Source organism: Streptomyces sp. CNQ329 (assembly GCF_000482585.1).
In genome coordinates this window covers 27,255-50,731 of record NZ_AXVU01000014.1, presented here as the reverse complement: position 1 = coordinate 50,731, position 23,477 = coordinate 27,255, and the positions used below count along the sequence as shown (strand labels likewise).

The 23,477-nt window shown below is 73.4% G+C and carries 20 protein-coding genes; 12 read left to right on the top strand and 8 right to left on the bottom strand.

Annotation, left to right across the window (positions count from 1 at the left end; all coding sequences use genetic code 11):
• Positions 1-15 precede the first annotated feature (15 nt).
• The 6 genes from I003_RS0111745 to I003_RS0111720 all read left to right on the top strand — a co-directional run bounded on the left by I003_RS0111745 (position 16) and on the right by I003_RS0111720 (position 10,107).
• Entirely contained in the window at positions 16-2,070 is a 2,055-nt protein-coding gene (locus I003_RS0111745; RefSeq protein ID WP_037720668.1) for an ATP-dependent DNA helicase, read from the top strand.
• A 97-nt stretch (positions 2,071-2,167) separates the two neighbouring features.
• Positions 2,168-4,345, top strand: coding sequence for an HD domain-containing protein (locus tag I003_RS0111740; RefSeq protein ID WP_027771711.1), 2,178 nt, complete (start codon positions 2,168-2,170; stop codon positions 4,343-4,345).
• 57 nt (positions 4,346-4,402) lie between these two features.
• Positions 4,403-5,911 (top strand): M1 family metallopeptidase, encoded by a 1,509-nt coding sequence (locus I003_RS0111735; protein ID WP_027771710.1) that lies wholly within the window; start codon positions 4,403-4,405, stop codon positions 5,909-5,911.
• 183 nt (positions 5,912-6,094) lie between these two features.
• Complete coding sequence (gene hflX, locus I003_RS0111730) at positions 6,095-7,591, top strand: GTPase HflX (protein ID WP_027771709.1); 1,497 nt, start codon at positions 6,095-6,097, stop codon at positions 7,589-7,591.
• An 89-nt stretch (positions 7,592-7,680) separates the two neighbouring features.
• Positions 7,681-9,189 carry a tRNA (N6-isopentenyl adenosine(37)-C2)-methylthiotransferase MiaB gene (gene miaB, locus I003_RS0111725; protein ID WP_027771708.1) on the top strand — a complete coding sequence of 503 codons (1,509 nt, stop codon included), beginning with the start codon at positions 7,681-7,683 and terminating at the stop codon, positions 9,187-9,189.
• Between the two features lie 195 nt (positions 9,190-9,384).
• A complete protein-coding gene (locus tag I003_RS0111720) occupies positions 9,385-10,107 on the top strand; it encodes a class III extradiol dioxygenase subunit B-like domain-containing protein (RefSeq protein WP_027771707.1) in 723 nt (240 codons plus the stop codon).
• 66 nt (positions 10,108-10,173) lie between these two features.
• Here I003_RS0111720 and I003_RS0111715 read toward each other — a convergent pair whose 3' ends face one another.
• Complete coding sequence (locus I003_RS0111715) at positions 10,174-10,407, bottom strand: hypothetical protein (RefSeq protein ID WP_027771706.1); 234 nt, start codon at positions 10,405-10,407, stop codon at positions 10,174-10,176.
• 179 nt (positions 10,408-10,586) lie between these two features.
• Between I003_RS0111715 and miaA the strand changes: the two genes are divergently transcribed.
• The 3 genes from miaA (at position 10,587) to dapF (ending at position 13,031) form a co-directional block, all read left to right on the top strand.
• On the top strand, positions 10,587-11,525 hold the full coding sequence (gene miaA / locus I003_RS0111710) for a tRNA (adenosine(37)-N6)-dimethylallyltransferase MiaA (RefSeq protein WP_027771705.1): 939 nt from the start codon (positions 10,587-10,589) through the stop codon (positions 11,523-11,525).
• Positions 11,526-11,697: 172 nt separating this feature from the next.
• Positions 11,698-12,096, top strand: a complete 399-nt coding sequence (locus tag I003_RS0111705) for a hypothetical protein (protein WP_027771704.1) — start codon at positions 11,698-11,700, stop codon at positions 12,094-12,096.
• A 68-nt stretch (positions 12,097-12,164) separates the two neighbouring features.
• Complete coding sequence (gene dapF / locus I003_RS0111700; protein WP_027771703.1) at positions 12,165-13,031, top strand: diaminopimelate epimerase; 867 nt, start codon at positions 12,165-12,167, stop codon at positions 13,029-13,031.
• 184 nt (positions 13,032-13,215) lie between these two features.
• Here the strand turns inward: dapF and I003_RS0111695 are convergent, their stop codons facing one another.
• From I003_RS0111695 to I003_RS0111675, 5 genes are all read right to left on the bottom strand, one after another.
• On the bottom strand, positions 13,216-14,802 hold the full coding sequence (locus I003_RS0111695; RefSeq protein WP_027771702.1) for an FAD-dependent monooxygenase: 1,587 nt from the start codon (positions 14,800-14,802) through the stop codon (positions 13,216-13,218).
• 130 nt (positions 14,803-14,932) lie between these two features.
• On the bottom strand, positions 14,933-15,919 hold the full coding sequence (locus I003_RS0111690) for an amino acid ABC transporter permease (protein WP_027771701.1): 987 nt from the start codon (positions 15,917-15,919) through the stop codon (positions 14,933-14,935).
• A complete protein-coding gene (locus I003_RS0111685) occupies positions 15,916-16,587 on the bottom strand; it encodes an amino acid ABC transporter permease (RefSeq protein WP_027771700.1) in 672 nt (223 codons plus the stop codon). The genes I003_RS0111690 and I003_RS0111685 overlap by 4 nt, the downstream gene beginning before the upstream one ends.
• A 118-nt stretch (positions 16,588-16,705) precedes the next feature.
• On the bottom strand, positions 16,706-17,548 hold the full coding sequence (locus I003_RS0111680) for a glutamate ABC transporter substrate-binding protein (protein ID WP_027771699.1): 843 nt from the start codon (positions 17,546-17,548) through the stop codon (positions 16,706-16,708).
• Positions 17,549-17,584: 36 nt separating this feature from the next.
• Complete coding sequence (locus tag I003_RS0111675; protein ID WP_027771698.1) at positions 17,585-18,364, bottom strand: amino acid ABC transporter ATP-binding protein; 780 nt, start codon at positions 18,362-18,364, stop codon at positions 17,585-17,587.
• Between the two features lie 259 nt (positions 18,365-18,623).
• Between I003_RS0111675 and I003_RS0111670 the strand changes: the two genes are divergently transcribed.
• Both I003_RS0111670 and I003_RS0111665 read left to right on the top strand, forming a co-directional pair.
• The gene (locus tag I003_RS0111670) at positions 18,624-19,364 is read left to right on the top strand and encodes a response regulator transcription factor (RefSeq protein ID WP_027771697.1); all 741 of its coding nucleotides are present in this window, start codon (positions 18,624-18,626) and stop codon (positions 19,362-19,364) included.
• Between the two features lie 12 nt (positions 19,365-19,376).
• On the top strand, positions 19,377-20,801 hold the full coding sequence (locus I003_RS0111665; RefSeq protein ID WP_027771696.1) for a sensor histidine kinase: 1,425 nt from the start codon (positions 19,377-19,379) through the stop codon (positions 20,799-20,801).
• 42 nt (positions 20,802-20,843) lie between these two features.
• On the opposite strand, the gene I003_RS0111660 is transcribed toward I003_RS0111665, so the two are convergent.
• Both I003_RS0111660 and I003_RS0111655 read right to left on the bottom strand, forming a co-directional pair.
• On the bottom strand, positions 20,844-22,058 hold the full coding sequence (locus tag I003_RS0111660; RefSeq protein ID WP_027771695.1) for an AI-2E family transporter: 1,215 nt from the start codon (positions 22,056-22,058) through the stop codon (positions 20,844-20,846).
• Positions 22,059-22,220: 162 nt separating this feature from the next.
• Positions 22,221-22,415, bottom strand: coding sequence for a DUF3046 domain-containing protein (locus I003_RS0111655; protein ID WP_027752675.1), 195 nt, complete (start codon positions 22,413-22,415; stop codon positions 22,221-22,223).
• 90 nt (positions 22,416-22,505) lie between these two features.
• Between I003_RS0111655 and I003_RS0111650 the strand changes: the two genes are divergently transcribed.
• Entirely contained in the window at positions 22,506-23,411 is a 906-nt protein-coding gene (locus tag I003_RS0111650; RefSeq protein WP_027771694.1) for a hypothetical protein, read from the top strand.
• Positions 23,412-23,477: the final 66 nt, after the last annotated feature.

Genomic DNA, 23,477 nt, shown 5'->3' with positions numbered 1-23,477 from the left:
TTAGGGTTGCGTGCCATGGCAGACCAGAACGTCCTCGCGCCCGACGACGGCGCCGGCGCCCCCGCACCCGACGGCCCCGACGACCGCAGTGAGCTGCGGGAGCTGCTCCATGCGGCGGTGGCCGCCGTCGGCGGCGTGGAGCGGGAGGGCCAGGTGGCGATGGCCGAGGCGGTCGCGGAGGCGATCGCGGACGGCTCGCACCTGCTGGCGCAGGCGGGGACGGGGACGGGTAAGTCGCTGGGCTATCTGGTGCCCGCGCTGGCGCACGGTGAGCGGGTCGTGATCGCCACGGCGACGCTGGCGCTGCAGCGGCAGCTCGTCGAGCGCGATCTGCCGCGCACGGTGGAGGCGCTGCACCCGCGGCTGCGCCGCCGTCCCGAGTTCGCGACGCTGAAGGGCCGGTCGAACTACCTGTGTCTGCACCGGGTGCACGAGGGCGTGCCGCAGGACGACCCGGATCTGGGCACCGGGCTCTTCGACCCGTTCGAGAGCGCGTCGTCGCAGCCGTCGAGCAAGCTCGGCCAGGATCTGCTGCGGCTGCGCGACTGGGCGGACGAGACGGAGAGCGGCGACCGGGACTCGCTGACCCCCGGGGTCTCGGACCGCGCCTGGTCCCAGGTGTCGGTGTCGGCCCGGGAGTGCCTGGGCGCGGCCCGGTGCGCGTACGGCCCCGAGTGCTTCGCGGAGGCGGCGCGGGAGCGGGCGAAGCTGGCCGAGGTGGTGGTCACCAACCACGCGCTGCTGGCCATCGACGCCCTGGAGGGCGCCCCGGTGCTGCCGTCGCACGAGGTGCTGATCGTCGACGAGGCGCATGAGCTGGTCTCCCGGGTCACGGGCGTGGCCACCGGCGAGCTGGCTCCGGGGCGGGTGAACCGCGCGGTGCGGCTGTCGGCGAAGCTGGTCGACGAGAAGGCGGCGGACGCCCTGCAGACGGCGGCGGAGAGCTTCGAGCGGCTGATGGAGCTGGCGCTGCCGGGCCGGCTGGAGCCGGTGCCGGAGGACCTGGGATACGCGCTGCTGGCGCTGCGGGACGCCTCGCGCACGGTGATCTCCGCGCTCGGCACGACGCGGGACTCCTCCGTGCAGGACGAGGACGTGGTGCGCCGTCTCGCGCTGGCCTCGGTGGAGAACGTCCAGGAGGTCGCCGAACGGATCACGCAGGGCTCGGAGTTCGACGTGGTGTGGTTCGAGCGGCACGACCGTTTCGGGGCGTCGCTGCGGGTGGCGCCGCTGTCGGTGTCGGGGCTCGTACGGGAGAAGGTGTTCAGCGACCGTTCGGTGACGCTCACGTCGGCGACGCTCAAGCTGGGCGGCGACTTCGCGGGGATCGGCGCCTCGCTGGGGCTGCCGCCGGAGGGCGGCGGCGAGGAGGGTGCCCCGGCCTGGAAGGGCATCGACGTCGGCTCCCCCTTCGAGTACCGCAAGCAGGGCATCCTGTACGTCGCCCGGCATCTGGAGCGGCCCGGCCGGGACGGCACGCGCAAGGACATGCTCGACGAGCTGGCGGAGCTGGTGGAGGCGGCCGGCGGGCGCACGCTGGGGCTGTTCTCCTCGAAGCGGGCGGCCGAGGCGGCGGCCACGGAGCTGCGCGGCCGGCTCGACGTCCCGGTGCTGCTGCAGGGCGAGGAAACCCTCGGCGAACTGATCAAGCGGTTCGCGGCGGACGAGGCGACGTGCCTGTTCGGCAGTCTGTCGCTGTGGCAGGGCGTCGATGTGCCCGGCCCCGGCTGTCAGTTGGTGGTCATGGACCGCATCCCCTTCCCGCGCCCCGACGACCCGCTGGCCACCGCGCGGCAGGAGGCGGTGGAGAAGGCGGGCGGCAATGGCTTCATGGCCGTGGCGGCGACACACGCGGCGCTGCTCATGGCGCAGGGCGCGGGCCGGCTCGTACGCGCCACAGGCGACCGCGGCGTCGTCGCGGTGCTCGACCCGCGGCTGGCGACGGCCCGTTACGGCAGCTACCTGCGCGCCTCCATGCCGGACTTCTGGTATACGACCGACCGCAACCAGGTACGCCGGTCGCTGGCCGCCATCGACGAGGCGGCGCGCTCCGATCGCTCGAAGGGGTGATCTGGACCACGCTGAGCGAGAGCCGTACGGCAGTGCGTGATGGGCTCGATAGCATCAAGTACCGGCACGGGAGCCGGTGAGCTGCCGGAGGTGCCGATTGAGCGCAGAGGTCCGCAGTCCGGGCGGTCCGGCGGGCGGTGCCCGCCGACGCGGCCGGGCCCGCCTCGATCTCCGCCGGCTGGGCCGGGTGGCCCTGCTGGGCGGCGCGTCGTCGCGCGGCGGCCTGCCGCACGCTCTGGAGCATGTGGCCAAGGCGCACCGCGGGTTCTATCCCGACGCCGACATCGCCACGCTGCGTACGGCGTACCTGCTCGCCGAGGACGCGCACCGGGGCCAGATGCGCAAGAGCGGCGACCCGTACATCACGCACCCGCTTGCCGTCACCCTCATCCTCGCCGAACTCGGCGCCGAAACCACGACGTTGACCGCCTCGCTGCTCCACGACACCGTCGAGGACACCGAGGTGACCCTCGATCAGGTGCGCTCCGGCTTCGGCGAGGAGGTGGCGTACCTCGTCGACGGCGTCACCAAGCTGGAGAAAGTCGACTACGGCGCCGCCGCCGAGCCCGAGACGTTCCGCAAGATGCTGGTGGCGACCGGCAGCGACGTACGGGTGATGTCGATCAAGCTCGCGGACCGGCTGCACAACATGCGCACGCTGGGCGTGATGCGCCGGGAGAAACAGGTGCGCATCGCGCGGGTGACCCACGATGTGCTGATCCCGCTGGCCGAGCGGCTCGGCGTGCAGGCGATCAAGACCGAGCTGGAAGACCTGGTCTTCGCCGTCCTGCACCCGGAGGACTACGCGCGCAGCCGTGAGCTGGTGCTCGCGAACGCCGGGCGGCGGGATCCGCTGGAGGAGACCGCGGCAGAGATGCGCGAGGTCCTGCACGCCGCCGGTATCACCGCCGAAGTCGCCATCCGGCCGCGGCACATCGTCTCGGTGCACCGGGTGCTGAAGAAGCGCGGCGAGCTGCGCGGGACGGACTTCGGCCGGCTGCTGGTGCTGGTGCCGGAGGCGGCGGACTGCTACGCGGTGCTGGGCGAGTTGCACACGTGTTTCAAGCCCGTGCCCGCCGAGTTCAAGGACTTCATCGCCGTACCGAAGTTCAACCTCTACCAGTCGCTCCACACGGCCGTCGCGGACCAGCGCGGATACGTCGTCGAGACGCTGGTACGCAGCCGGCAGATGCACCGCGTCGCCGAGGCCGGGGTGGTGGCGCTGGCCAGCCCGCTGGCGCGGCCCGCGGCCGGCCAGGTGGGCGACTGGCTGAAGCGGCTGCTGGAGTGGCAGCGTGCCACACCGGACCCGGACGCCTTCTGGTCCGCCTTACGTGAAGACCTCGCCCCCGACCAGGAGATCACCGTCTTCTGCGACCCGGGCGGCCCGTTGGTGCTGCCCGCGGGGGCCAGTTGCGTGGACGCGGCGTACGCGCGCCACGGCGAGACGGCCCACACGCTGGTGGGCGCGCGCGTCAACGGCCGGCTCGCCGGCCTCGGAACGCGGCTGCGGGACGGGGACGCGCTGACGCTGCTGCTGGCTCCGGAGGCGTCCGGGCCCGCGCCGGAGTGGCTGGACCACGCGCAGACGCCGGCGGCGCGGATCGCGATCACGCGCTGGCTGGCGGACCACCCGGCGGCGCAGCCCGGCGACCCGGCGCTTCCCGTCCCGGCCGACTACGCCCCGGCGGTCCCCGCGGCACCGGACGACACGTCCGGGAACGCCCCTGCGGGCGCCCCCGCCGACGTGCCGTCCGACGGCGTACCGCGCGCCGCCGAGCCCGCCGTCGCCGAGCTGCCGGACGCCGCCATGCGCCTCGCCCGCTGCTGTACGCCCGTGCCCCCCGACGCCGTCACCGGCTTCGTCGTCCGCGGCGGCGCCGTCGCCGTGCACCGGACGCAGTGCGCCACCGTGGCCCGGATGGCCGCCGCGGGCCGCCGCGAGCTGCGCGTCCACTGGCGTACGGGCGAGGGCGTACCGCCCGCAGCCCTGCGGGTGACGCTGAACGCGGAAGCCTTCGTCCGGGCCCATCTGCTGGCCGACCTCACCGAGGCCATCGCCGCCGCGGGCGTCGCCATCGTCGCCGCGCACGTCGAGCCGCCGCGCCAGCAGCGAGTGCGGCACACGTACACGGTGCAGCTCCCCGACCCGGCGGAGCTGCCGGGCCTGATGCGCGCGATGCGCCGGGTGCCCGGGGTGTACGACGTCTCCCGCGCCCAGCACCCCGCGGGCGCCGGCCGGCAGTCGCCCGGTCCGCGGGCCCGCACTCGTTAGAGTGCACCGCTGCCGCGTCGGCGGCACGCGGCGGTCCACCGCTGATAGCGGTAGCGCATGCCCCGCTCCGTCCCCGTGCGCCGCCATGCGCGCCACGCCCTGCTCGCCGCCGTCGTCCTCGCCACCCTGGCCGCCGCCCCCGCGGCGCCGGCCGCACCCGCCGCCCCGGGCCGCGGCGGCACGCAGAAGGCCGCCCCGCCGCCCCGCCCCGCCGGCATCGGCGACCCCCTCTTCCCGCACCTCGGCAATCCCGGCTACGACGTTCTCGGCTACGACGTCTCCCTCACCTACCGCGGCCGCAACGACACCCCCCTGGCCGCCCGCACCGTGATCACCGCCCGCGTCACCGGCCGCCTGCCCCGCATCAACCTCGACTTCACCCACGGCACCGTGCGCGACGTCACCGTCAACGGCCGCACCGCCGCCCACGTCCGCGCCGGCGAGGACCTCGTCGTCACCCCGGACCGCACCCTGCGCCCCGGTGACCCGTTGCGCATCGCCGTACGGCACACCAGCGACCCCCGCGGCGGGGGCGGCGGCTGGATCCGTACCGGGGACGGCCTCGCGATGGCCAACCAGGCCGACGCCGCCCACCGCGTCTTCCCCGGCAACGACCACCCCGCCGACAAGGCCCGCTTCACCTTCCGGGTCACCGCCCCCCGGGGCCTCACGGTCGTCGCCAACGGCCTGCGCCTGGCCCGCCGGAGCGACGGCGCCCGCACCACGTGGACGTACCGCACCGTGCACCCCATGGCCACCGAGCTGGCCCAGGTCTCCATCGGCCGCTCCGCGGTGCTGCACGGCACCGGCCCGCACGGGCTGCCGCTGCGCCACGTCGTCCCCGAGCGCGACCGGCGCGCCGTCCGCCCCGTCGTCGACCGCACCGCCGGGCAGATCGCGTGGATGGAGCGGCACGCGGGCCGCTACCCCCTGGAGTCGTACGGCCTGCTGTCGGTGGAGGCGCCGTTGAACTTCGCGCTGGAGACGCAGACCCTGTCGGTCTTCGGCCGCTCCTTCCTGCAGACCGCGGCCACGTACCCGCGGCGCGCCGAGCGCGTCCTCGTACACGAACTGGCGCACCAGTGGTTCGGCAACAGCGTGACGCCGCGCAGGTGGTCGGATCTGTGGCTGAGCGAGGGCCATGCCACCTGGTACGAGGCCCTGTTCACCGAGGAGTGGCACGACCACGGGAGCCTGGTGCGCCGGATGCGCGCGGCGTACGGGCAGTCCGACGGCTGGCGGCGGGAGGGCGGCCCGCCGGCCGCGCCGCGGCGGCCCGCGGCGGGAGGGCGGCTGGAGCTGTTCCGTCCGGTGGTCTACGACGGCAGCGCGCTGGTGCTGTACGCGCTGCGCAAGGAGATCGGCGAGGCGGCGTTCGGAAAGCTGGAGCGGGCCTGGGTGACGCGTCACCGGGACCGCTCCGCCGGCACCGCGGACTTCGTCGCACTCGCCTCCGAGGTCGCCGGCCGCGACCTGACAGGGTTCCTGCACGCCTGGCTGTACGACGAGCGCACCCCGCCGATGCCGGGCCACCCCGGCTGGAAGGCGGCGAAGCCGGCGAGGTGAGCCGTAGGGTCCGCAAGGCCCCTGAGGGCTGCGCGGCGGGGTTCCGCGGGCGGTAAAGCGGGTGACGCCCGTGCGGCAGCGTGCGACCATCGTGGATGCCACGCCGCCCGCCGTGCGGGGAATCCTCCCGGTCTGCGGGGCGTTGTTGACAAAGACACCACCGATCTCACAGACAAGGATCCGATGACTTCTCCCACCCACCTTCCCCAGGACGAGCAGCGTCTCCCGGAAGGCCGGCGTGCCGACGCCCTCATGGAAGCCGAAGCCGCGTGGAGTCCCGGATCCGACGCCGCTCGTGACGGCGATCAGCTCGACCGCGAGGACCGCGCGGCCCTGCGCCGCGTGGCGGGTCTGTCGACCGAGCTGGAGGACGTCAGCGAGGTCGAGTACCGGCAGCTCCGGCTGGAGCGGGTCGTGCTCGTCGGCGTGTGGACTTCCGGCACGGCCCGGGAGGCCGAGAACTCGCTGGCGGAGCTGGCCGCGCTCGCCGAGACGGCCGGGGCGGTCGTACTCGACGGCGTGGTGCAGCGCCGCGAGAAGCCCGACCCGGCGACGTACATCGGCTCCGGCAAGGCGCTGGAACTGCGCGACATCGTGGTCGAGACCGCTGCCGACACCGTCGTCTGCGACGGTGAGCTGAGCCCCGGCCAGCTCATCCACCTCGAAGACGTCGTCAAGGTCAAGGTCGTGGACCGCACGGCGCTGATCCTCGACATCTTCGCCCAGCACGCCAAGTCCCGCGAGGGCAAGGCGCAGGTGGCGCTCGCGCAGATGCAGTACATGCTGCCGCGGCTGCGCGGCTGGGGTCAGTCGCTGTCCCGGCAGATGGGCGGCGGCGGCTCGGGCTCCGCGGGGGGAGGCATGGCCACCCGCGGCCCCGGCGAGACGAAGATCGAGACGGACCGGCGGCGTATCCGCGAGAAGATGGCGAAGCTGCGCCGGGAGATCGCGGACATGAAGACCGGCCGGGACGTCAAGCGACAGGAACGCAAGCGGCACAAGGTGCCGTCGGCCGCGATCGCCGGCTACACGAACGCGGGCAAGTCCTCGCTGCTCAACCGGCTCACGGGCGCGGGAGTGCTGGTGGAGAACGCGTTGTTCGCCACCCTCGACCCGACCGTGCGCAGGGCCGAGACGCCCAGCGGGCGGCTGTACACACTGGCCGACACCGTCGGTTTCGTACGGCACCTGCCGCACCATCTCGTCGAGGCGTTCCGCTCCACGATGGAGGAGGTCGGCGACGCCGACCTGATCCTGCACGTGGTCGACGGGTCCCACCCGGCGCCCGAGGAGCAGCTCATCAGCGTGCGCGAGGTGATCCGCGACGTGGGTGCGACGTCCGTACCCGAGATCGTCGTGATCAACAAGGCGGACATCGCCGATCCGGACGTGCTGCGCCGGCTGCTGCGCATCGAGCCGCGGGCGATCGCGGTCTCGGCCGCGACCGGCGCGGGCATGGACGAGCTGAGGGCGCTCATCGACGTGGAGCTGCCGCGCCCGCAGGTCCAGATCGAGGCCGTCGTGCCCTACACCAAGGGAGCGCTGGTCTCGCGTGTGCACAACGAGGGCGAGGTGCTCTCGGAGGAGCACATCGCCGCGGGCACGATGCTCAAGGCCCTGGTGCACGAGGAGCTGGCCGCCGAGCTGAGGCGGTACGCCCCCGCGGCACAGGCCGACTGAGGCGTATCGCCGAAGTCGTAGACTGACGGACGGGCCGCCTGCGGGTGGCCCGTCCGTGAACCCACGTCGCCGTTTGGATGATCGCTGGCATGCCCGAGGAAGTCGCTCAGCCGCGCACGTACGAGGTCAGGACGTTCGGATGCCAGATGAACGTCCACGACAGCGAACGGATGTCGGGGCTTCTTGAGGAGGCCGGCTACGTGCGCGCGGAGCCGGGCTCCGGCACCACCGCCGACGTGGTCGTGTTCAACACCTGCGCGGTGCGGGAGAACGCCGACAACCGGCTGTACGGCAACCTCGGCCAGCTCGCGCCGAAGAAGGCCGCGAAGCCCGGCATGCAGATCGCGGTCGGCGGCTGTCTGGCGCAGAAGGACCGCGACGCGATCGTCAGCCGCGCCCCGTACGTCGACGTCGTCTTCGGCACGCACAACGTCGGCAAGCTGCCGGTGCTGCTGGAGCGCGCGCGGGTGGCGCGCGAGGCCCAGGTCGAGATCGCCGAGTCGCTGGAGGCGTTCCCCTCCACCCTGCCGACGCGGCGCGAGAGCCCGTACGCCGCGTGGGTCTCGGTCTCCGTCGGGTGCAACAACACCTGTACGTTCTGCATCGTCCCGGCGCTGCGCGGCAAGGAGAAGGACCGCCGCAGCGGCGACATCCTCGCCGAGGTCGAGGCGCTGGTCGCGGAGGGCGTCAGCGAGATCACGCTGCTGGGGCAGAACGTCAACGCGTACGGGTCCGACATCGGCGACCGGCAGGCGTTCGGCAAGCTGCTGCGGGCCTGCGGGCGGATCGACGGGCTGGAGCGGGTGCGCTTCACCTCGCCGCACCCGCGGGACTTCACCGATGACGTGATCGAGGCGATGGCCGAGACGCCGAACGTGATGCCCCAGTTGCACATGCCGCTGCAGTCGGGCTCGGACACGGTGCTGCGGGCGATGCGGCGCTCCTACCGGCAGGAGCGGTACCTGGGGATCATCGAGAAGGTGCGGGCCGCGATCCCGGACGCGGCGATCACCACCGACATCATCGTGGGCTTCCCCGGTGAGACGGAGGCGGACTTCCAGCAGACGCTGCACGTGGTGCGCGAGGCGCGCTTCACCCAGGCCTTCACCTTCCAGTACTCCAAGCGGCCGGGGACACCGGCGGCGGAGATGCCCGGACAGGTGCCGAAGGCGGTCGTGCAGGAGCGGTACGAGCGTCTGGTGGCCCTCCAGGAGGACATCTCCTGGGCGGAGAACAAAAAGCAGGTCGGCCGGGTGCTGGAGGTCATGGTCGCGGAGGGCGAGGGCCGCAAGGACGGCGCCACGCGGCGGCTGTCCGGCCGGGCGCCGGACAACCGGCTGGTGCACTTCGCGCGGCCGGAGGACCCGGTGCGGCCGGGCGACATGGCGACCGTGGAGATCACCTACGCGGCGCCGCACCACCTGCTGGCCGAGGCCCCGCCGCGGGCGGTACGGCGCACCCGCTCCGGCGACGCCTGGGCCGCGCGGCAGGCCGCACCCGACGCGGGCGGCGCCGGCGGTAAGGGCGTGCTGCTGGGGCTGCCGAAGGTGGGCGTCCCGGACCCGCTGCCGGCGGCGGAGGGCTGCGCGGCGCACTGACCCGCCCGCGGGCCCCCGGGCCGGGCGGGAAGCGGGCACGTCCCGAGGCCGGGCGTGCACGTGGCGTGCGGTACGCGCCACGCACCGCTCCCGGGCCGCTCCTTCCCCCCTCGGCCGGGCATCCGCTGACACGGTGCGCTGCCGTGCCCGGGGACGTTCACCGGCCGCCGTGACCCGGCGGCTAGGCTGCGCCTCATGCTCGTCGCCGCCGCCTGCTGCCCGTGTCCGCCCCTGCTGGTGCCCGAGGTGGCCTCCGGTGCCGCCGGCGAGCTGGAGGCGCTCAGAGCGGCGTGTACGGACGCCGTGGGGGTGCTGGCGGCGGCGCGTCCGGACGTGCTGGTCGCCGTCGGGCCCGCGGAGGAGTCCGGGCGGGGTCCGTATCCCCAGGGGACCGAAGGATCGTTCCGGGGCTTCGGCGTGGATCTGGCGGTACGGCTCGGGCCGTCCGGCGAGGCGGCGCCGGAGCCGGGCGGGCGGATGCTGCCGCCGTCACTGGCGGTGGGCGCGTGGCTGCTGGAGCGGGCCGAGTGGAACGGAGCGCCCGTGGAAGGGCTGGGCGTCGGCGAGCCGCTGGCGGCCGGGCGCTGCGCGGAAGCGGGCCGGGAGATCGCCGCGAGGGCGCGGCGGGTGGCGCTGCTGGTGATGGGCGACGGCAGTGCGCGCCGCGCCCGGAAGGCCCCCGGCTACCACGACGGGCGCGCCGCCGGCTTCGACGCCGGGGCGGCCCGCGCCCTGGGCGCCGCGGACACGGCGGCTCTGGCCGCGCTGGACGCGGAACTGGCGGCGGATCTGCAGGCTACGGGCCGCGCCTGCTGGCAGGTCGCCGCGGGCGCCGCTGAGGACACCTCCCTGCGCGGGTCGCTTCTGTACAACGAGGCGCCGTACGGCGTGGGTTACTTCGTCGCCACCTGGTCCTGAAAGCCGTGTCCGCCGCGGCGGACCGGGGGCCGCGGGCCCCGGGAGGGGCCGCGCGCCTCCCGGGGCCTACTGACGGGCCTCCTCGCCCGCGTCGCTGTCCGCGGCCCCCTCGGCCGACTGCTGCTTCGGGATCCCCGCGGCGCCCGCGGCATCCGCGTTCGCCGGCTCCTCGGTGCCCTCCGGCGCAACCGCCGCCGTGGCCTCCGCGGCCTGCTGCTCGGCGGTGGACGCCGGCTCCTTCGCGGCCTGCCCCTCCCCGCTCGATCCACCGCGACGGAGAATCTTCGCAAAAACGCCCATATCTACTCCATAACTGACTCGCGTGGGCGAAATCCCGCGCCGCCCGGAGCGGCTCATTGCGCCGCCCGGGGCCCGGTCCGTGGACCGGCATCCGGAACCTCGGAACGGCAAACGACCCTGAGACCACCGCGTTACGTCACTCGTTCGAGCGGTGGCCCGTTGTTTGCGAGACTTGCCGCGTGACAGAGACCACCCCCCGCCCCCAGGTCGTCGCGGTCGTCGGGGCCACGGCCGCCGGCAAGTCCGAGCTGGGCATCGCACTCGCCCGGCGGACCGGCGGCGACGTCGTCAACGCCGACTCGATGCAGCTCTACCGGGGGATGAACATCGGCACGGCCAAACTGACGCCCGCCGAGCGGCAGGGGGTCCCGCACCACCTGCTCGACGTGTGGGACGTCACGGAGACCGCCAGCGTCGCCGAGTACCAGCGTCTGGCCCGCGCCGAGATCGACCGGCTCGGCGCGCGGGGCCGCACCGCGGTGCTCGTGGGGGGCTCCGGTCTGTACGTGCGCGGGGCCGTCGACACCATGGACTTCCCCGGCACCGACCCCGCCGTCCGCGCCCGGCTGGAGAAGGAACTGGCCGCCGCCGGGCCCGGCCCGCTGCACGCCCGGCTCACCGAGGCCGACCCGGACGCGGCGCGCGCGATCCTGCCGGGCAACGGCCGCAGGATCGTCCGGGCCCTGGAGGTGATCGAGCTGACCGGCCGCCCCTTCACGGCCCGCCTCCCCGCGCACGAGTCGGTCTACGACACCCTCCAGATCGGCATCGCCGTGCCGCGCCCGGAGTTGGCGGACCGGATCGCGCGGCGGGTGGACCGGATGTGGCAGGCGGGTCTGGTGGACGAGGTGCGGCGGCTGGAAGCGGAAGGGCTGCGCGAGGGCCGTACGGCCTCCAGGGCCCTGGGGTACCAGCAGGTGCTGTCCTTCCTCGCCGGTGAGTGCACGGAAGCGGAGGCCCGGGACGAGACCGTGCGGGCCACCCGGAGGTTTGCACGGCGGCAGGAAGCGTGGTTCCGGCGCGACGCGCGCGTGCACTGGATCAGCGGCTCGGAGGCCGACCGTGACCGCCTTCCGGACACCGCGTGTGACCTACTCGAACGGTCGGTCACAGGCTGATCACGTCATGGCATCGGGACGCTCCGGTGGCACTGCGGGTGTTCCCGGCCGTGCCATCATCAAAACGAGCTGGAAGCCCGAAAGTCGCCGGAGGTTGGGAGGGCATGTGGCTATGGAGGCCGGCCCTCGTGACAGTCGCCGGGAGCCACAGGACGACCGGATCGCCGGGCCCGTGGCAGAGCCCGCGGACGACCTCGCGGAAGACCTCTCGGAGGCACCGGAGCCTGTAGGCCAGGAGTCCTTCCGTGAGCTGCGCCCGCCGCGGCTGCTCCGCTTCTGGCAGCTCGCCCCCATCGTCGCGCTGGCCGCACTGGGCTCGCTGATGTTCGCGTTCCCGCTGGCCTTCGAGTTCGGCGGCGGCGGTCCCGTGGTGGCGATGCTCGGGCTGCTCATCAGTTGCTGTGCCGCGGGGTGGGCGATGATGGCCGCGCGCCGGGTGGGACTGGCGCTTCCGGGGCTGCCGCGGCGCGGCTCGGGGCGGCGGGCGGACTGGCGGATCGCGCTGCTGTACGCGGCGGCGATGGCCGGGATCGTGGCGCTGGCCGTGTGGCGGGTGGCCCGGCTCGGCTGACCGGCGCCCCGGGGCCGGTCGCTACCCGTCGCCGGGGCGTTGTCGGCGCGGGCGGTTACGATCACAGAGTGAGCACCGCGCACCTTCACTTCCTCAAAGGCCACGGCACCGAGAACGACTTCGTGATCGTCCCGGACCCCGCCGGCCTCATCAGTCTGTCCGCCGCCGCGGTGGCCCGGCTCTGCGACCGCCGGGCGGGCATCGGCGCCGACGGCCTGCTGCGGGTCGTACGGTCCGACGCGCACCCGGAAGGGCGCCGGATGGCCGCTGACGCGGAGTGGTTCATGGACTACCGCAACGCGGACGGCGGCATCGCCGAGATGTGCGGGAACGGAGTGCGCGTCTTCGCCCGCTATCTGCAGCACGCCGGGCTCGCGGAGACGGGTGATCTGGCGGTGGGCACGCGCGCGGGGGTGCGGCGCGTGCACCTGGCGAAGGACGGTGACGTGACGGTCGGCATGGGCCGGGCGGCGCTCGCCGACGGCCCGGACGCCGAGGTGACGGTCAGCGTGGACGGGCGGAGCTGGCCCGCGCGGAACGTGGGAATGGGCAACCCGCACGCGGTGGCCTTCGTCGCCGACCTCGCGGACGCGGGGCGGCTGTACGAGGCACCGGGGGTCGCGCCGGCGACGGCGTATCCCCAGGGGGTGAACGTGGAGTTCGTCGTGGACCGCGGCCCGCGGCACGTCGCGATGCGGGTCCACGAGCGCGGCTCGGGCGAGACCCGCTCGTGCGGTACGGGCGCGTGCGCGGTGGCCGTCGCCGCCGCCCGCCGCGACGGCGTGGACCCGGCCGTGACGGGCCGCCCCGAGACGTACACGGTGGATGTGCCGGGCGGCCGCCTCCTGGTGACCGAACACCCCGACGGCGAGGTGGAGATGACGGGTCCGGCCCTCATCGTCGCCGAAGGCGACACGACGGTCGGCTGGCTGTAGCCGGCGGCCTCCGAAGCCCCCGGTCCGTGCGGACAGGTGCACCGCGCGGCTGCGTACGACGGCGGCACGGTGCCACCCGCCCGGACCGGGCGTCGGGGCGGCCCACCCGCCGCACGCGCCGTACGTGGGCGCCGGCCCCCGCGCGGCGGCGCGCAGGGGCCGGTCGGCTCCCGTACGCGCCGCCCTACTCCTCCGCGTCGTCGGGCCGCCCCAGCATCCGGTTCGCGCAGATCCGCATCGACTCCTCGCGCACCCCCGCCATCGCCGCCATCAGATGGCCGTCCGGGCGGATGTACAGCACCGTGTGCGCCGCCGCGCCCGGGTAGGACTCCGCGACCAGCAGCCGCGCGCGGGCGGGGAGTTCACCCACCAGCCGCATCAGCCTCGGCATCAGGCCCGCCTGCAGCCAGCGGCTGCGGTCCCAGACGCGGGTGCCCGGGGCGACCAGCACCACCAGCGGATCGCCCCCCAGCCGCTCGGAGAGCCGGCCCGTCCAGCCGTCCGGCGCGATCACGTGCACGTCGTCGACCCGGGCGCCGGGGGCCGTGCCGATCTGCACGACCCCGTCCAGACCCGTGGGTGCCGTGTCGTACACCGGCGGACCGCCTATCCGGCCGCGGCCCAGGTGGCCGTCCGTGAGCAGCTCCGCCGCCGCCTTGCCGCGCACCGCCGCGCGCAGGCCGCCCGCGCGGCGCAGCAGGGGACGGACCTGGTCGGCCGCGCGCAGCCGGGCACCGATGGCGCCGCGGCGCTCGGTGACATAGGTGTCGACGAGGTCGTCCCCGGCGTCGTCGCGGCCGGCCTGGTGCCAGACGCGGCCGAGTTTCCAGGCGAGGTTCTCGGCGTCGGCGAGGCCCTCGTCGAGCTGCTGCGTGCCGAGGGAGCCCACCAGGTGGGCGGCGTCGCCGGCGAGCAGCGCGCGACCGCGGCGCCAGCGCCGGGCGAGCCGGTGGTGGACGGTGTGCACGCCGGTGTCGAGAAGTTCGTACGACGGGTGGCGGGTGCCCGACCAGGCGCGCAGGGTCGCCTCCAGCCGGGCGACGAGGGCCTCCGGGGTGACGACCCCGCCCCCGGGGGGCAGCAGCCAGTCGAGCCGCCACCGGTCGTCGCCGAGCGGGCGGGCGACGCACTCGGCGCCGGGGCCGCTGCGGGGGGCGCCGCGGTACAGGACACCCTCGCCGGGCCAGGGCAGGTCGGCCCGTACGGCGGCCACGGCGTGCCGCTCGACGGCGGTGCGGCCCGCGTACGGCACCTCCAGCAGCTTGCGCACGGTCGACCGCGCGCCGTCGCAGCCGACGAGCCAACTGCCGCGCCACCAGGTCCCGGCCCGGGTACGGACGTTGACGCCGTAGGGTTCCTGCGTCAGCTCCGCCAGCCGGCTGCCGTGGAAGACCTCCACGTGGTGGGAGTCGTCGGCCAGGGCCGCCAGCGTGGCGGTCAGGGCGGACTGCGCGACGTGCAGCGGCGCGGGGCCGGCGGCCTCGCCGAACTCCACCCGCACCTGCGTCCGGCCGCCGCGCAGCACGCGCCAGCCGGCCAGCCGGGCGCCGCGCTCCGCGGCGTCGGCGGCGCCGATGCGGGCGAGGAACGCGGCGGTGTGCGGGCGCAGCACGATGGTGCGGGCGGGGCGCGGACCGGCGGGCCTGCCGTCCTCCTCGGCGTCGCCGGCGGGCCGGTCGTCGAGGAGGACCGTGGGGACCGCGTGCCGTGCCAGAGCCAACGACAGGGCGAGCCCGACCGGGCCCGCCCCGACGATGATCACCGGGTCCACGGTGATGCGCCTCCGGCGCCATGGTGCCTACGTACTAAGGGTTTCGGAGCCAGGTGCGCGATCACACGAGGTATGCAACCCACTGCCGGACACCCCAGTCAAGCCGAGGGCTTCCGACCGCCCCCGCAGGCTACTTCCGGGGGTCTCCCCCGCCGTCTCCCCCGTCTCCCGGGCCACCGGGACCACCGCCGCCCGCGACGTCCGCGGGCCCGGTCACTCCGGGCACGACGCCCGCCCCGCCGCCCGCGGCACCGGTGCTCAGGTCGTCCGCGACGGCGACCCCGACCACCGCGCCCGTGGTCCGCTTGCCGCGCCGGACCAGGCGCTCCAGCCAGCTCGCCAGCGACGTCAGGATGAAGTTCACGACGACGTAGATGGCCGCGACGATGATGAAGCTGGCGAAGACGTTGGAGTAGTTGGACGCCAGCGTGCGCCGCTCGACGAGCAGTTCGCTGAAGCCGATCATCACGCCGCCGAGCGCGGTGTCCTTCACGATGACGACGAGCTGGCTGACGATCGCCGGCAGCATCGCGGTGACGGCCTGCGGCAGCAGCACGGAGCCCATCATCTGGCCCTTGCGCAGACCGATGGCCTTGGCGGCTTCGGTCTGCCCCCGGGGCAGGGAGAGGATGCCCGCGCGGACGATCTCGGCGAGCACGGCGGCGTTGTAGAGCACGAGTCCGGTGACGACGGCGTACAGCGGGCGCTGCTCGCTGCCGACGCCGGTGTACTCGGAGTAGAACTGGTTCGCGAACAGCATCAGGATCAGCACGGGGATAGCGCGGAAGAACTCCACGACCGCGCCCGCCGGCACCCGTACCCACGCGTGGTCCGACAGCCGCGCGATGCCGAACAGGGCGCCCAGCGGCAGCGCGATGAGCAGCGAGAGCCCGGCCGCCTTCAGCGTCTCGCCGAGGCCCGGCAGCAGGTATGTGGTCCACGCCTGGGAGTCGGTGAAGAACGGCTTCCACAGGGACCATTCGAGCTGGTTCTTGTCGTTCAGCTTGTCGATGATCCACCACACGCCGAGCGCGAGCACGACGAGGAAGACCACGGTGTAGCCGACGTTGCGCAGCTTGGCCTTCGGGCCGGGGGCGTCGTAGAGAACGGAACTCATCGCTTGACCGCCACCTTCTTGCCGACCCAGCCGAGGAAGAGCCCGGTCGGCAGGGTCAGCACGACGAAGCCGAGCGCGAAGATCCCGGAGATGAGGAGGAGTTGCGCCTCCGTCTCGATCATCTCCTTCATGAGCAGCGCGGCTTCGGCGACGCCGATGGCCGCCGCCACCGTGGTGTTCTTGGTGAGCGCGATGAGGACGTTGGTCAGCGGGCCGACGACCGAGCGGAACGCCTGGGGCAGCACGACGAGCGTCAGGACCTGGGTGAAGTTCAGCCCGATGGCGCGGGCCGCCTCGGCCTGGCCGACGGGCACCGTGTTGATGCCCGAGCGCAGCGCCTCACAGACGAACGCGGCGGTGTACGCGGACAGCCCGAGCACGGCGAGCCGGAAGTACTTGGAGTCGAAGTCGACGCCGGCGCCGAGGGTGACGCCGAAGACGTCGGAGAGCCCGAGGGCGCAGAAGACGATGATGACCGTCAGGGGGACGTTCCGGATGACGTTCACGTAGACGGCGCCGAAGCCCCGCATGAGCGGGACGGGGCTGACCCGCATGGCCGCCAGCAGGGTTCCCCAGATCAGGGAGAACAGGCCCGACAGCAGGGTGAGTTTCACGGTGACCCAGAACGCGTCCAGGATCTGTGTGTCGTATTCGGAGATGATGTCCAACGTCAGTCCAGCGCTCTCGCCTTAAGTGGACGCGGTGGTGTGCCACCCGGGCCGGGCGGCACACCACCGCTCTGACAGTGCGGTCGCACCGCCGCCGGGGCGGCGGCGGTGCGGTGGGTCACTGCTTGATGTCGCCGATCTTCGGCGCGGGCTCGAAGTCGTAGTTCGCGGGGCCGAGGTTGGCCTTCATGAACTTCTCCCAGGAGCCGTCGGAGACCATCTTCTCCAGGGCCGCGTCGATGTCGTTCTTCATCTTCTCGTCGCCCTTTTTGACGCCGACGCCGTAGTTCTCGTTGCTCAGGTTCAGCCCGGCGAGCTTGAACTTGCCCTTGTTCGCGTCCTGGGCGGCGTAGCCGGCGAGGATGGAGTCGTCGGTGGTCAGGGCGTCGATCGAGCCGCCGGCCACGGCGTCGAGGCACTCGGAGTAGCCGGGCCGCTCGGCGAGCTGGGCCTTGGGCGCGATGGTGTCCTTGACGTTCTGCGCCGAGGTGGAGCCGGTGACCGAGCAGAGGGTCTTGCCGTTGAGGTCCTCGCCCTTGGTGATGTTGTCGTCGGCGCGGATCAGCAGGTCCTGGTGGGCCAGCAGATAGGGGCCGGCGAAGTCGACCTTCTGCTCGCGCTCCTCGGTGATCGAGTAGGTGGCGGCGATCATGTCGACGTCGCCGCGCTCCAGCATGGTCTCGCGGTCGGCACTGATCGCCTCCTTCCACTCGATCTGGTCCTCGGCGTAGCCGAGTTCCTTGGCCACGTAGGTGGCGACGTCCACGTCGAAGCCCGAGTACGAGCCGTCGGGCTCCTTCAGGCCGAGGCCGGGCTGGTCGAACTTGATGCCGATGGTGATCTTCTTACCGCCGCCGCCGTCACCGCTGTCACCACTGTCGTCGTCGGAGCCGCACGCGGCCGCGGTGACGGAGAGGGCGAGTGCGCAGGCAGCGGCCGCGCTGACCTTGCGGAGATTCATGGTGAGCATCCTTCTGTCTGGAGTATTGCCGGCAGCTCAGTGGTGCAGGATCTTCGACAGGAAGTCCTTCGCCCGGTCGCTGCGAGGGTTGGTGAAGAACTGGTCGGGCGTCGTCTCTTCCACGATCTGGCCGTCGGACATGAAGACCACCCGGTTCGCCGCCGAGCGGGCGAAGCCCATCTCGTGCGTGACGACGACCATAGTCATACCGTCCCGGGCGAGTTGCTGCATGACCTCCAGCACCTCGTTGATCATCTCGGGGTCGAGGGCCGAGGTGGGCTCGTCGAAGAGCATCACCTTGGGCTCCATCGCCAGCGCACGGGCGATCGCCACCCGCTGCTGCTGACCGCCGGAGAGCTGCGCGGGGTACTTGTCCGCCTGGTTGCCGACGCCCACCCGGTCGAGCAGGGCCCTGGCGGAGGTCTCCGCGGCCGCCTTGTCCTTCTTGCGGACCTTGATCTGCCCGAGGGTCACGTTCTGCAGCACGGTCTTGTGGGCGAAGAGGTTGAAGGACTGGAAGACCATCCCCACGTCGGCGCGGAGCTTGGCCAGCTCACGGCCCTCGGCGGGCAAGGGCTTGCCGTCCAGGGTGATGCGGCCGGAGTCGATGGGTTCCAGGCGGTTGATCGCGCGGCACAAGGTGGACTTCCCGGACCCGGACGGCCCGATGACGACGACGACCTCACCGCGCGCGATCGTCAGGTCGATGTCCTGGAGCACGTGGAGCGCACCGAAATGCTTGTTGACGTTGTCCAGCACGACCAGCGGCTCGCCCGCAGCCGGAACGGCGTCCTTGGCCATCGAAACCTCGGTCATCCGCGTCTTGCTCCGTCCTCTTCGGTTGCCTGGACCTTAGTGAGCAGGCTCGACCAGCGTCATCACATCTGAGGGGAAATTGAGCATAACGATCCGGCTGCAACCGGACAGAAAGGGTGGAATCGGGACGCTGCTCTCCGTACCCGTCACACAACGGAAACCGCTGGGTGACCTGGCCGGACTTGACGCGGCAGGGCCGTATCCGCCTGTATTCGTGTGCGGGCTGAGACGATACGCGAGCGAGGGAACGGGAGGGTCGATGAGGCTGCTGCTCGTCGAGGACGACGACCACGTGGCCACCGCGCTCTCCGCGGTGCTGGCCCGGCACGGCTTCGAGGTGGGTATGGCCCACAGCGGCCAGGAGGCGCTGCAGGAGCTGCTGCACAGCGAGCTGGCCCCGTTCGACGTGGTGCTGCTGGACCTGGGGCTGCCCGACCAGGACGGCTTCGAGGTGTGCGGACGCATCCGCAAGCTGACCGGCACGCCCGTGATCATGGTGACCGCGCGCTCCGACGTCCGGTCCCGCATCCACGGGCTCAACCTGGGCGCCGACGACTACGTCGTCAAGCCGTACGACACGGGCGAACTGCTCGCCCGCGTGCACGCCGTCGCCCGGCGCACCGCCGCGGCCGAGCCGGAGCCCCCCGCCGGGGCGGACGGCGCGGGCGCCGTGTCCGGCGAGCGGACCGACGATCCCACCGCACCCCTGGTCGTGGGGCCCGTGACGCTGGAGCCGAACTCCCGCCGGGTCAGTGTCGGCGGCGCGGAGGTGCAGCTCACCCGCAAGGAGTTCGACCTGCTCGCGCTGCTCGCGGCCCGTCCCGGCGTGGTGTTCCGGCGGGAGCAGATCATCAGCGAGGTGTGGCGCAGCAGTTGGGAGGGCACGGGCCGGACCCTGGAGGTTCACATAGCCTCCCTGCGCAGCAAGCTCGGCCTGCCCGCACTCATCGAAACGGTACGCGGTGTCGGCTATCGCCTCGTGCCCCCGCCGGCCGGCTGAGGCCCTCGGCGTATGCGTACCCGGCTGCTTCCCCTCCTCATCGTGCTCATGGCCGGCATGCTGCTCGCGCTCGGCTTCCCCCTCGCCGACCGCATCGCCGGGCAGGAGCAGCAGCGCGTGATCGTGGACCGGATCGACGACACCGCGCGCTTCGCCTCCCTCGCGCAGTACGTCTCCTCCCGCAACGAGGCCCGGCCGCCGTCGGAGGACGAGCGGCTGCGCGCGCTGCAGGAGGAGCTGCGCCGCTATCACGACCTCTACGGCATCCGCGCCGGCGTCTACTACCGCGACCGCACCGCGATGGCCTCCGCGCCCACCGGCTGGCGGGCCATGGCCCGCGGCGAGGGCGAACGGGCCTTCTCCGAATCGCTTGCGGGGCGGCGCAGCCACGACCCCGCCCAGGTCTGGCCCTGGCAGGACGACCGGCTCACCGTCGCCTCCCCGGTCGTACGGGACGGGGACGTGGTCGCCGTCGTGGTCACCGACTCCCCCACCGGCGCCATGCGCTCGCGCACCCTCACCGGCTGGCTGTGGCTCGGCGCGGGCATCGCCGCCGCGATGACGGTCGCGGTGGCGGCGGCGTACCGGCTGACCGGCTGGGTGCTCAGACCCGTGCGGGTGCTCGACAAGGCCACCCATGACATCGCCACCGGGCGGCTGAAGTCCCGCGTCGCCGCCGCCGGCGGGCCGCCCGAGCTGCGCCGGCTCGCCGGTTCGTTCAACGAGATGGCCGACAACGTCGAGGACGTGCTGGACAAGCAGCGCACCTTCGTCGCCGACGCCTCCCACCAACTGCGCAATCCGCTGTCCGCGCTGCTGCTGCGCATCGAGCTGCTGCGCCTGGAGGCGCCGCACGCCGCCGCGGAGATCGAGTCGGTGCAGGCCGAGGGCACCCGGCTGGCCCGGGTGCTGGACGACCTGCTGGACCTTGCGCTGGCCGAGCACTCCCCCGCCGACCTGCGGGTGACCGACGTGGCCCGGCTGGCGGCGGAGCGGGTCGCGAGCTGGCGTCCGCTGGCCGAGGGACAGGACGTACGGCTGTTCCTGTCCGGCGCTCCGGCCGTGACCGGCTGGGCGGATCCGGTGGCGCTGTCCAGCGCGCTGGACGCGGTGGTGGACAACGCCGTGAAGTTCTCGCCGCAGGGCGGCGAGGTGGAGGTGCGGGTGGACGCGGACGGCGCGGAGGTGACGGTGGCGGTCGCCGACGGCGGGCCAGGGCTCACCGACGAGGAGCTGGGCCGCGTCGGCGATCGCTTCTGGCGCAGCGGACGGCATCAGAACGTCTCCGGCTCGGGTCTGGGGCTGTCGATCGTCCGGGCCCTGCTGGCGGCGGGCGGCGGACGTATCTCGTATGAACGCAACGAGCCGAGGGGGCTCCGGGTGACGATCGCGGTGCCGCGGAGTGCGCCGGAGGGCGGCGGGCAGGGGCCCGGCTAGGCGGTGCGGGACAGGCCGTCGCCGGGGGCCTCTCCCCGCCGGTTAGGACTCGCGCGAGTCGTCCCCCGGCGTCCCGTCGTTCCCACCGGTATCCCGGCCGGAGTCCTGACGGGTGTCCCGGCCGGTGTCCTCGCCGGGTGGTCCGCCTGGGCGGCGGTGCAGCGCGGCGCGCATCCGGGCCGTCCGGGCGGGGCCGCGGCGGCGCCTGGACCGGTCGTCGTGGGCGCGCTCGTCGACCTCGTAGCGGCGTACGTACGCGGAGAGGAACGCCTGCAGCGTCGCCGTGGCCGGGATGGCGATCAGTGCGCCCACCGCGCCCAGCAGGGCCGCTCCGGCGACGACCGAGCCGAAGGCCACGGCGGGGTGTATGTCCACGGTCCGCGCCGTGATCCGGGGCTGCAGCAGGTAATTCTCCAGTTGCTGGTAAAGGATCACGAACCCGAGCAGCCACAGCGCCGTCCACGGCCCGACGGTGAAGGCCAGCAGGATCGGCAGCGCCCCGGCGATGTACGTGCCCACGGTCGGCACGAACTGCGAGACGACCCCCACCCAGACCGCGAGTGCGGGCGCGTACGGCACGCCCAGCAGCAGCATCACGACGTAGTGCGCACCGCCCGAGACGATCGCCATCAGTCCGCGCGAGTACAGGTAGCCGCCGGTCTTGGCGACCGCGATCTCCCAGGCGCGCAGCACCTCGGCCTGCCGGGCCGGCGGCAGTACGGAGCAGATCACGCGGCGCAGCCGCGGGCCCTCGGCGGTGAAGTAGAAGGCGAACAGCACCACGGTCAGCGCGGTGAACAGACCGCCCAGAACGGTGGTGGAGATGCCCCACACGTTGTCGGCGCTGCGCCGCAGGTAGTCGCGAACGACCTCGGACTTCAGAAAGTCCTCCTGCAGGTCGTCCACGCGCAGCTCGGTACCGAAGCGCTCGTTGACCCACTCGATGAGGGACGCGACGTAGTCGGGGAAGTTCTCGACGATCAGCCGGATCTGGTCGGCGACCAGCGAGCCGAGGGCGGCGACGAAGGCCGCGGCGGCCACCAGCACGCCGAGGAAGACCACCGCCGTGGCGGTGCCGCGGCGCATGCCGCGGGCGGCGAGGCGGTCGACGGCGGGCTCGCAGGCCAGAGCGATGAAGAAGGCCACCAGGATGTTGAGCAGCAGCCCGTACAGCTCGTGGAAGGCCCACTCCGCGACGTGGAAGACGGCCACCAGGGCCAGCGCGAGGACTATCGCGCGGGGTAGCCACGGAGGCATCCGTTCGCGCAGGACGGCGGGCGAGGTGCCGTCGCCCGGGGGCGCGCCGGGCGTGGACGGGGCGTCCGGCGCGGGAGGCGTCCGCGGTGCGCGAGCGGTGTCGTCAGATGCAGCCGATGCAGCCATGGACGACCAGTGTGGCCGACGGCCGCCGCGGCAGCGTCATCGCATCTCCGCCGGAATGTCCATCGCCGCGCACACCCCGCGCCACACGTCGCGCGCGTCCCACCCGGCGTCCAGCGCCTCGCGGACCGTACGGCCGCCCAGCTCGGACATCACGTGATCACGGGCGAAGGAGTCGACGTAGGGTTCGCCGAAGTAGTCACGCATCCGCTGCCAGAAGACCGTCAACCGCATGCGTCCATTATCCCGCGCGCAGGCGCACGTGAGAGTGCTCCCGGACCGTTGGCCTCCCCGCCGGCCCCGCCGTGCTCGTACCGTCGCCCCATGGCTGACTCCCCGCAGGTCCGCGCCGCAGAGTTCATCTGGCTGACCGCCCGTGTGCTGGAGCAGCGCCGGTTCGCCCACCACTTCGTGCCCGGCGCCGCCGACGCCGACGGGGTGGAGAAGGCGCTGGACGCCTACCGGAACGCCGACGGCGGCTACGGCCACGCTCTGGACCCCGATCTGCGCGGCCCGGGCAGCCAGCCGCTGCACACCGCGCACGCGCTGCGGGTGCTCGACTCCCTCGGCCGCTGCACCGGACGCCGCGCCGAGGACGTCTGCCGCTATCTGACCGCCGTCTCGAACCCCGACGGCGCCCTGCCCGCCGTGCACCCCTCGCTGCGCGGCTATCCGGCCGCGCCGTGGCTGCCGGTGCCCGCGGACCCGCCGAGCGCGCTGCTGACCACCGCACCGATCGTGGGGCTGCTGCACCGCAACGACATCTGGCACGCCTGGCTCTTCCGCGCCACCGACTTCTGCTGGCACGCCGTCGAGACGCTGCGCGGGAGCCGTCCGTACGAGGCGGAGGCCGCGGTCGCCTTCCTCGACCACGTACCCGACCGGCGGCGCGCCGAGGCCGCCGCGGAACGGCTGGGGCGGCTGGTGCGCACCGAACGGCTCGTCCTGCTGGAGCCGGGCCGGGAGGGCGCGGAGCCGGCCGCGGAGGGCCACGCGCCGGGCGAGCACCACCGGCCGCACGACTTCGCGCGGCGGCCGGGGTCGCTGGCGCGGCGGTGGTTCAGCGACGCCGAGATGGCGCGGTCGCTGGACTTCCTGGCGGCGAACCAGCGGGCGGACGGCGGCTGGCCGGTCGTGTGGCGGCGCTGGTCACCGGGGGCGGAGCTGGAAGCCCGGCCGCTGGCGACGCTGGAGGCGCTGCTGACACTGCAGGCGTACGGACGGATCTGAGGGCGCGCGATGCGGGGCGGGAGCGCGCGGAGGGGCCCGCAGGCGTACGGACCGGGCTCAGGACGT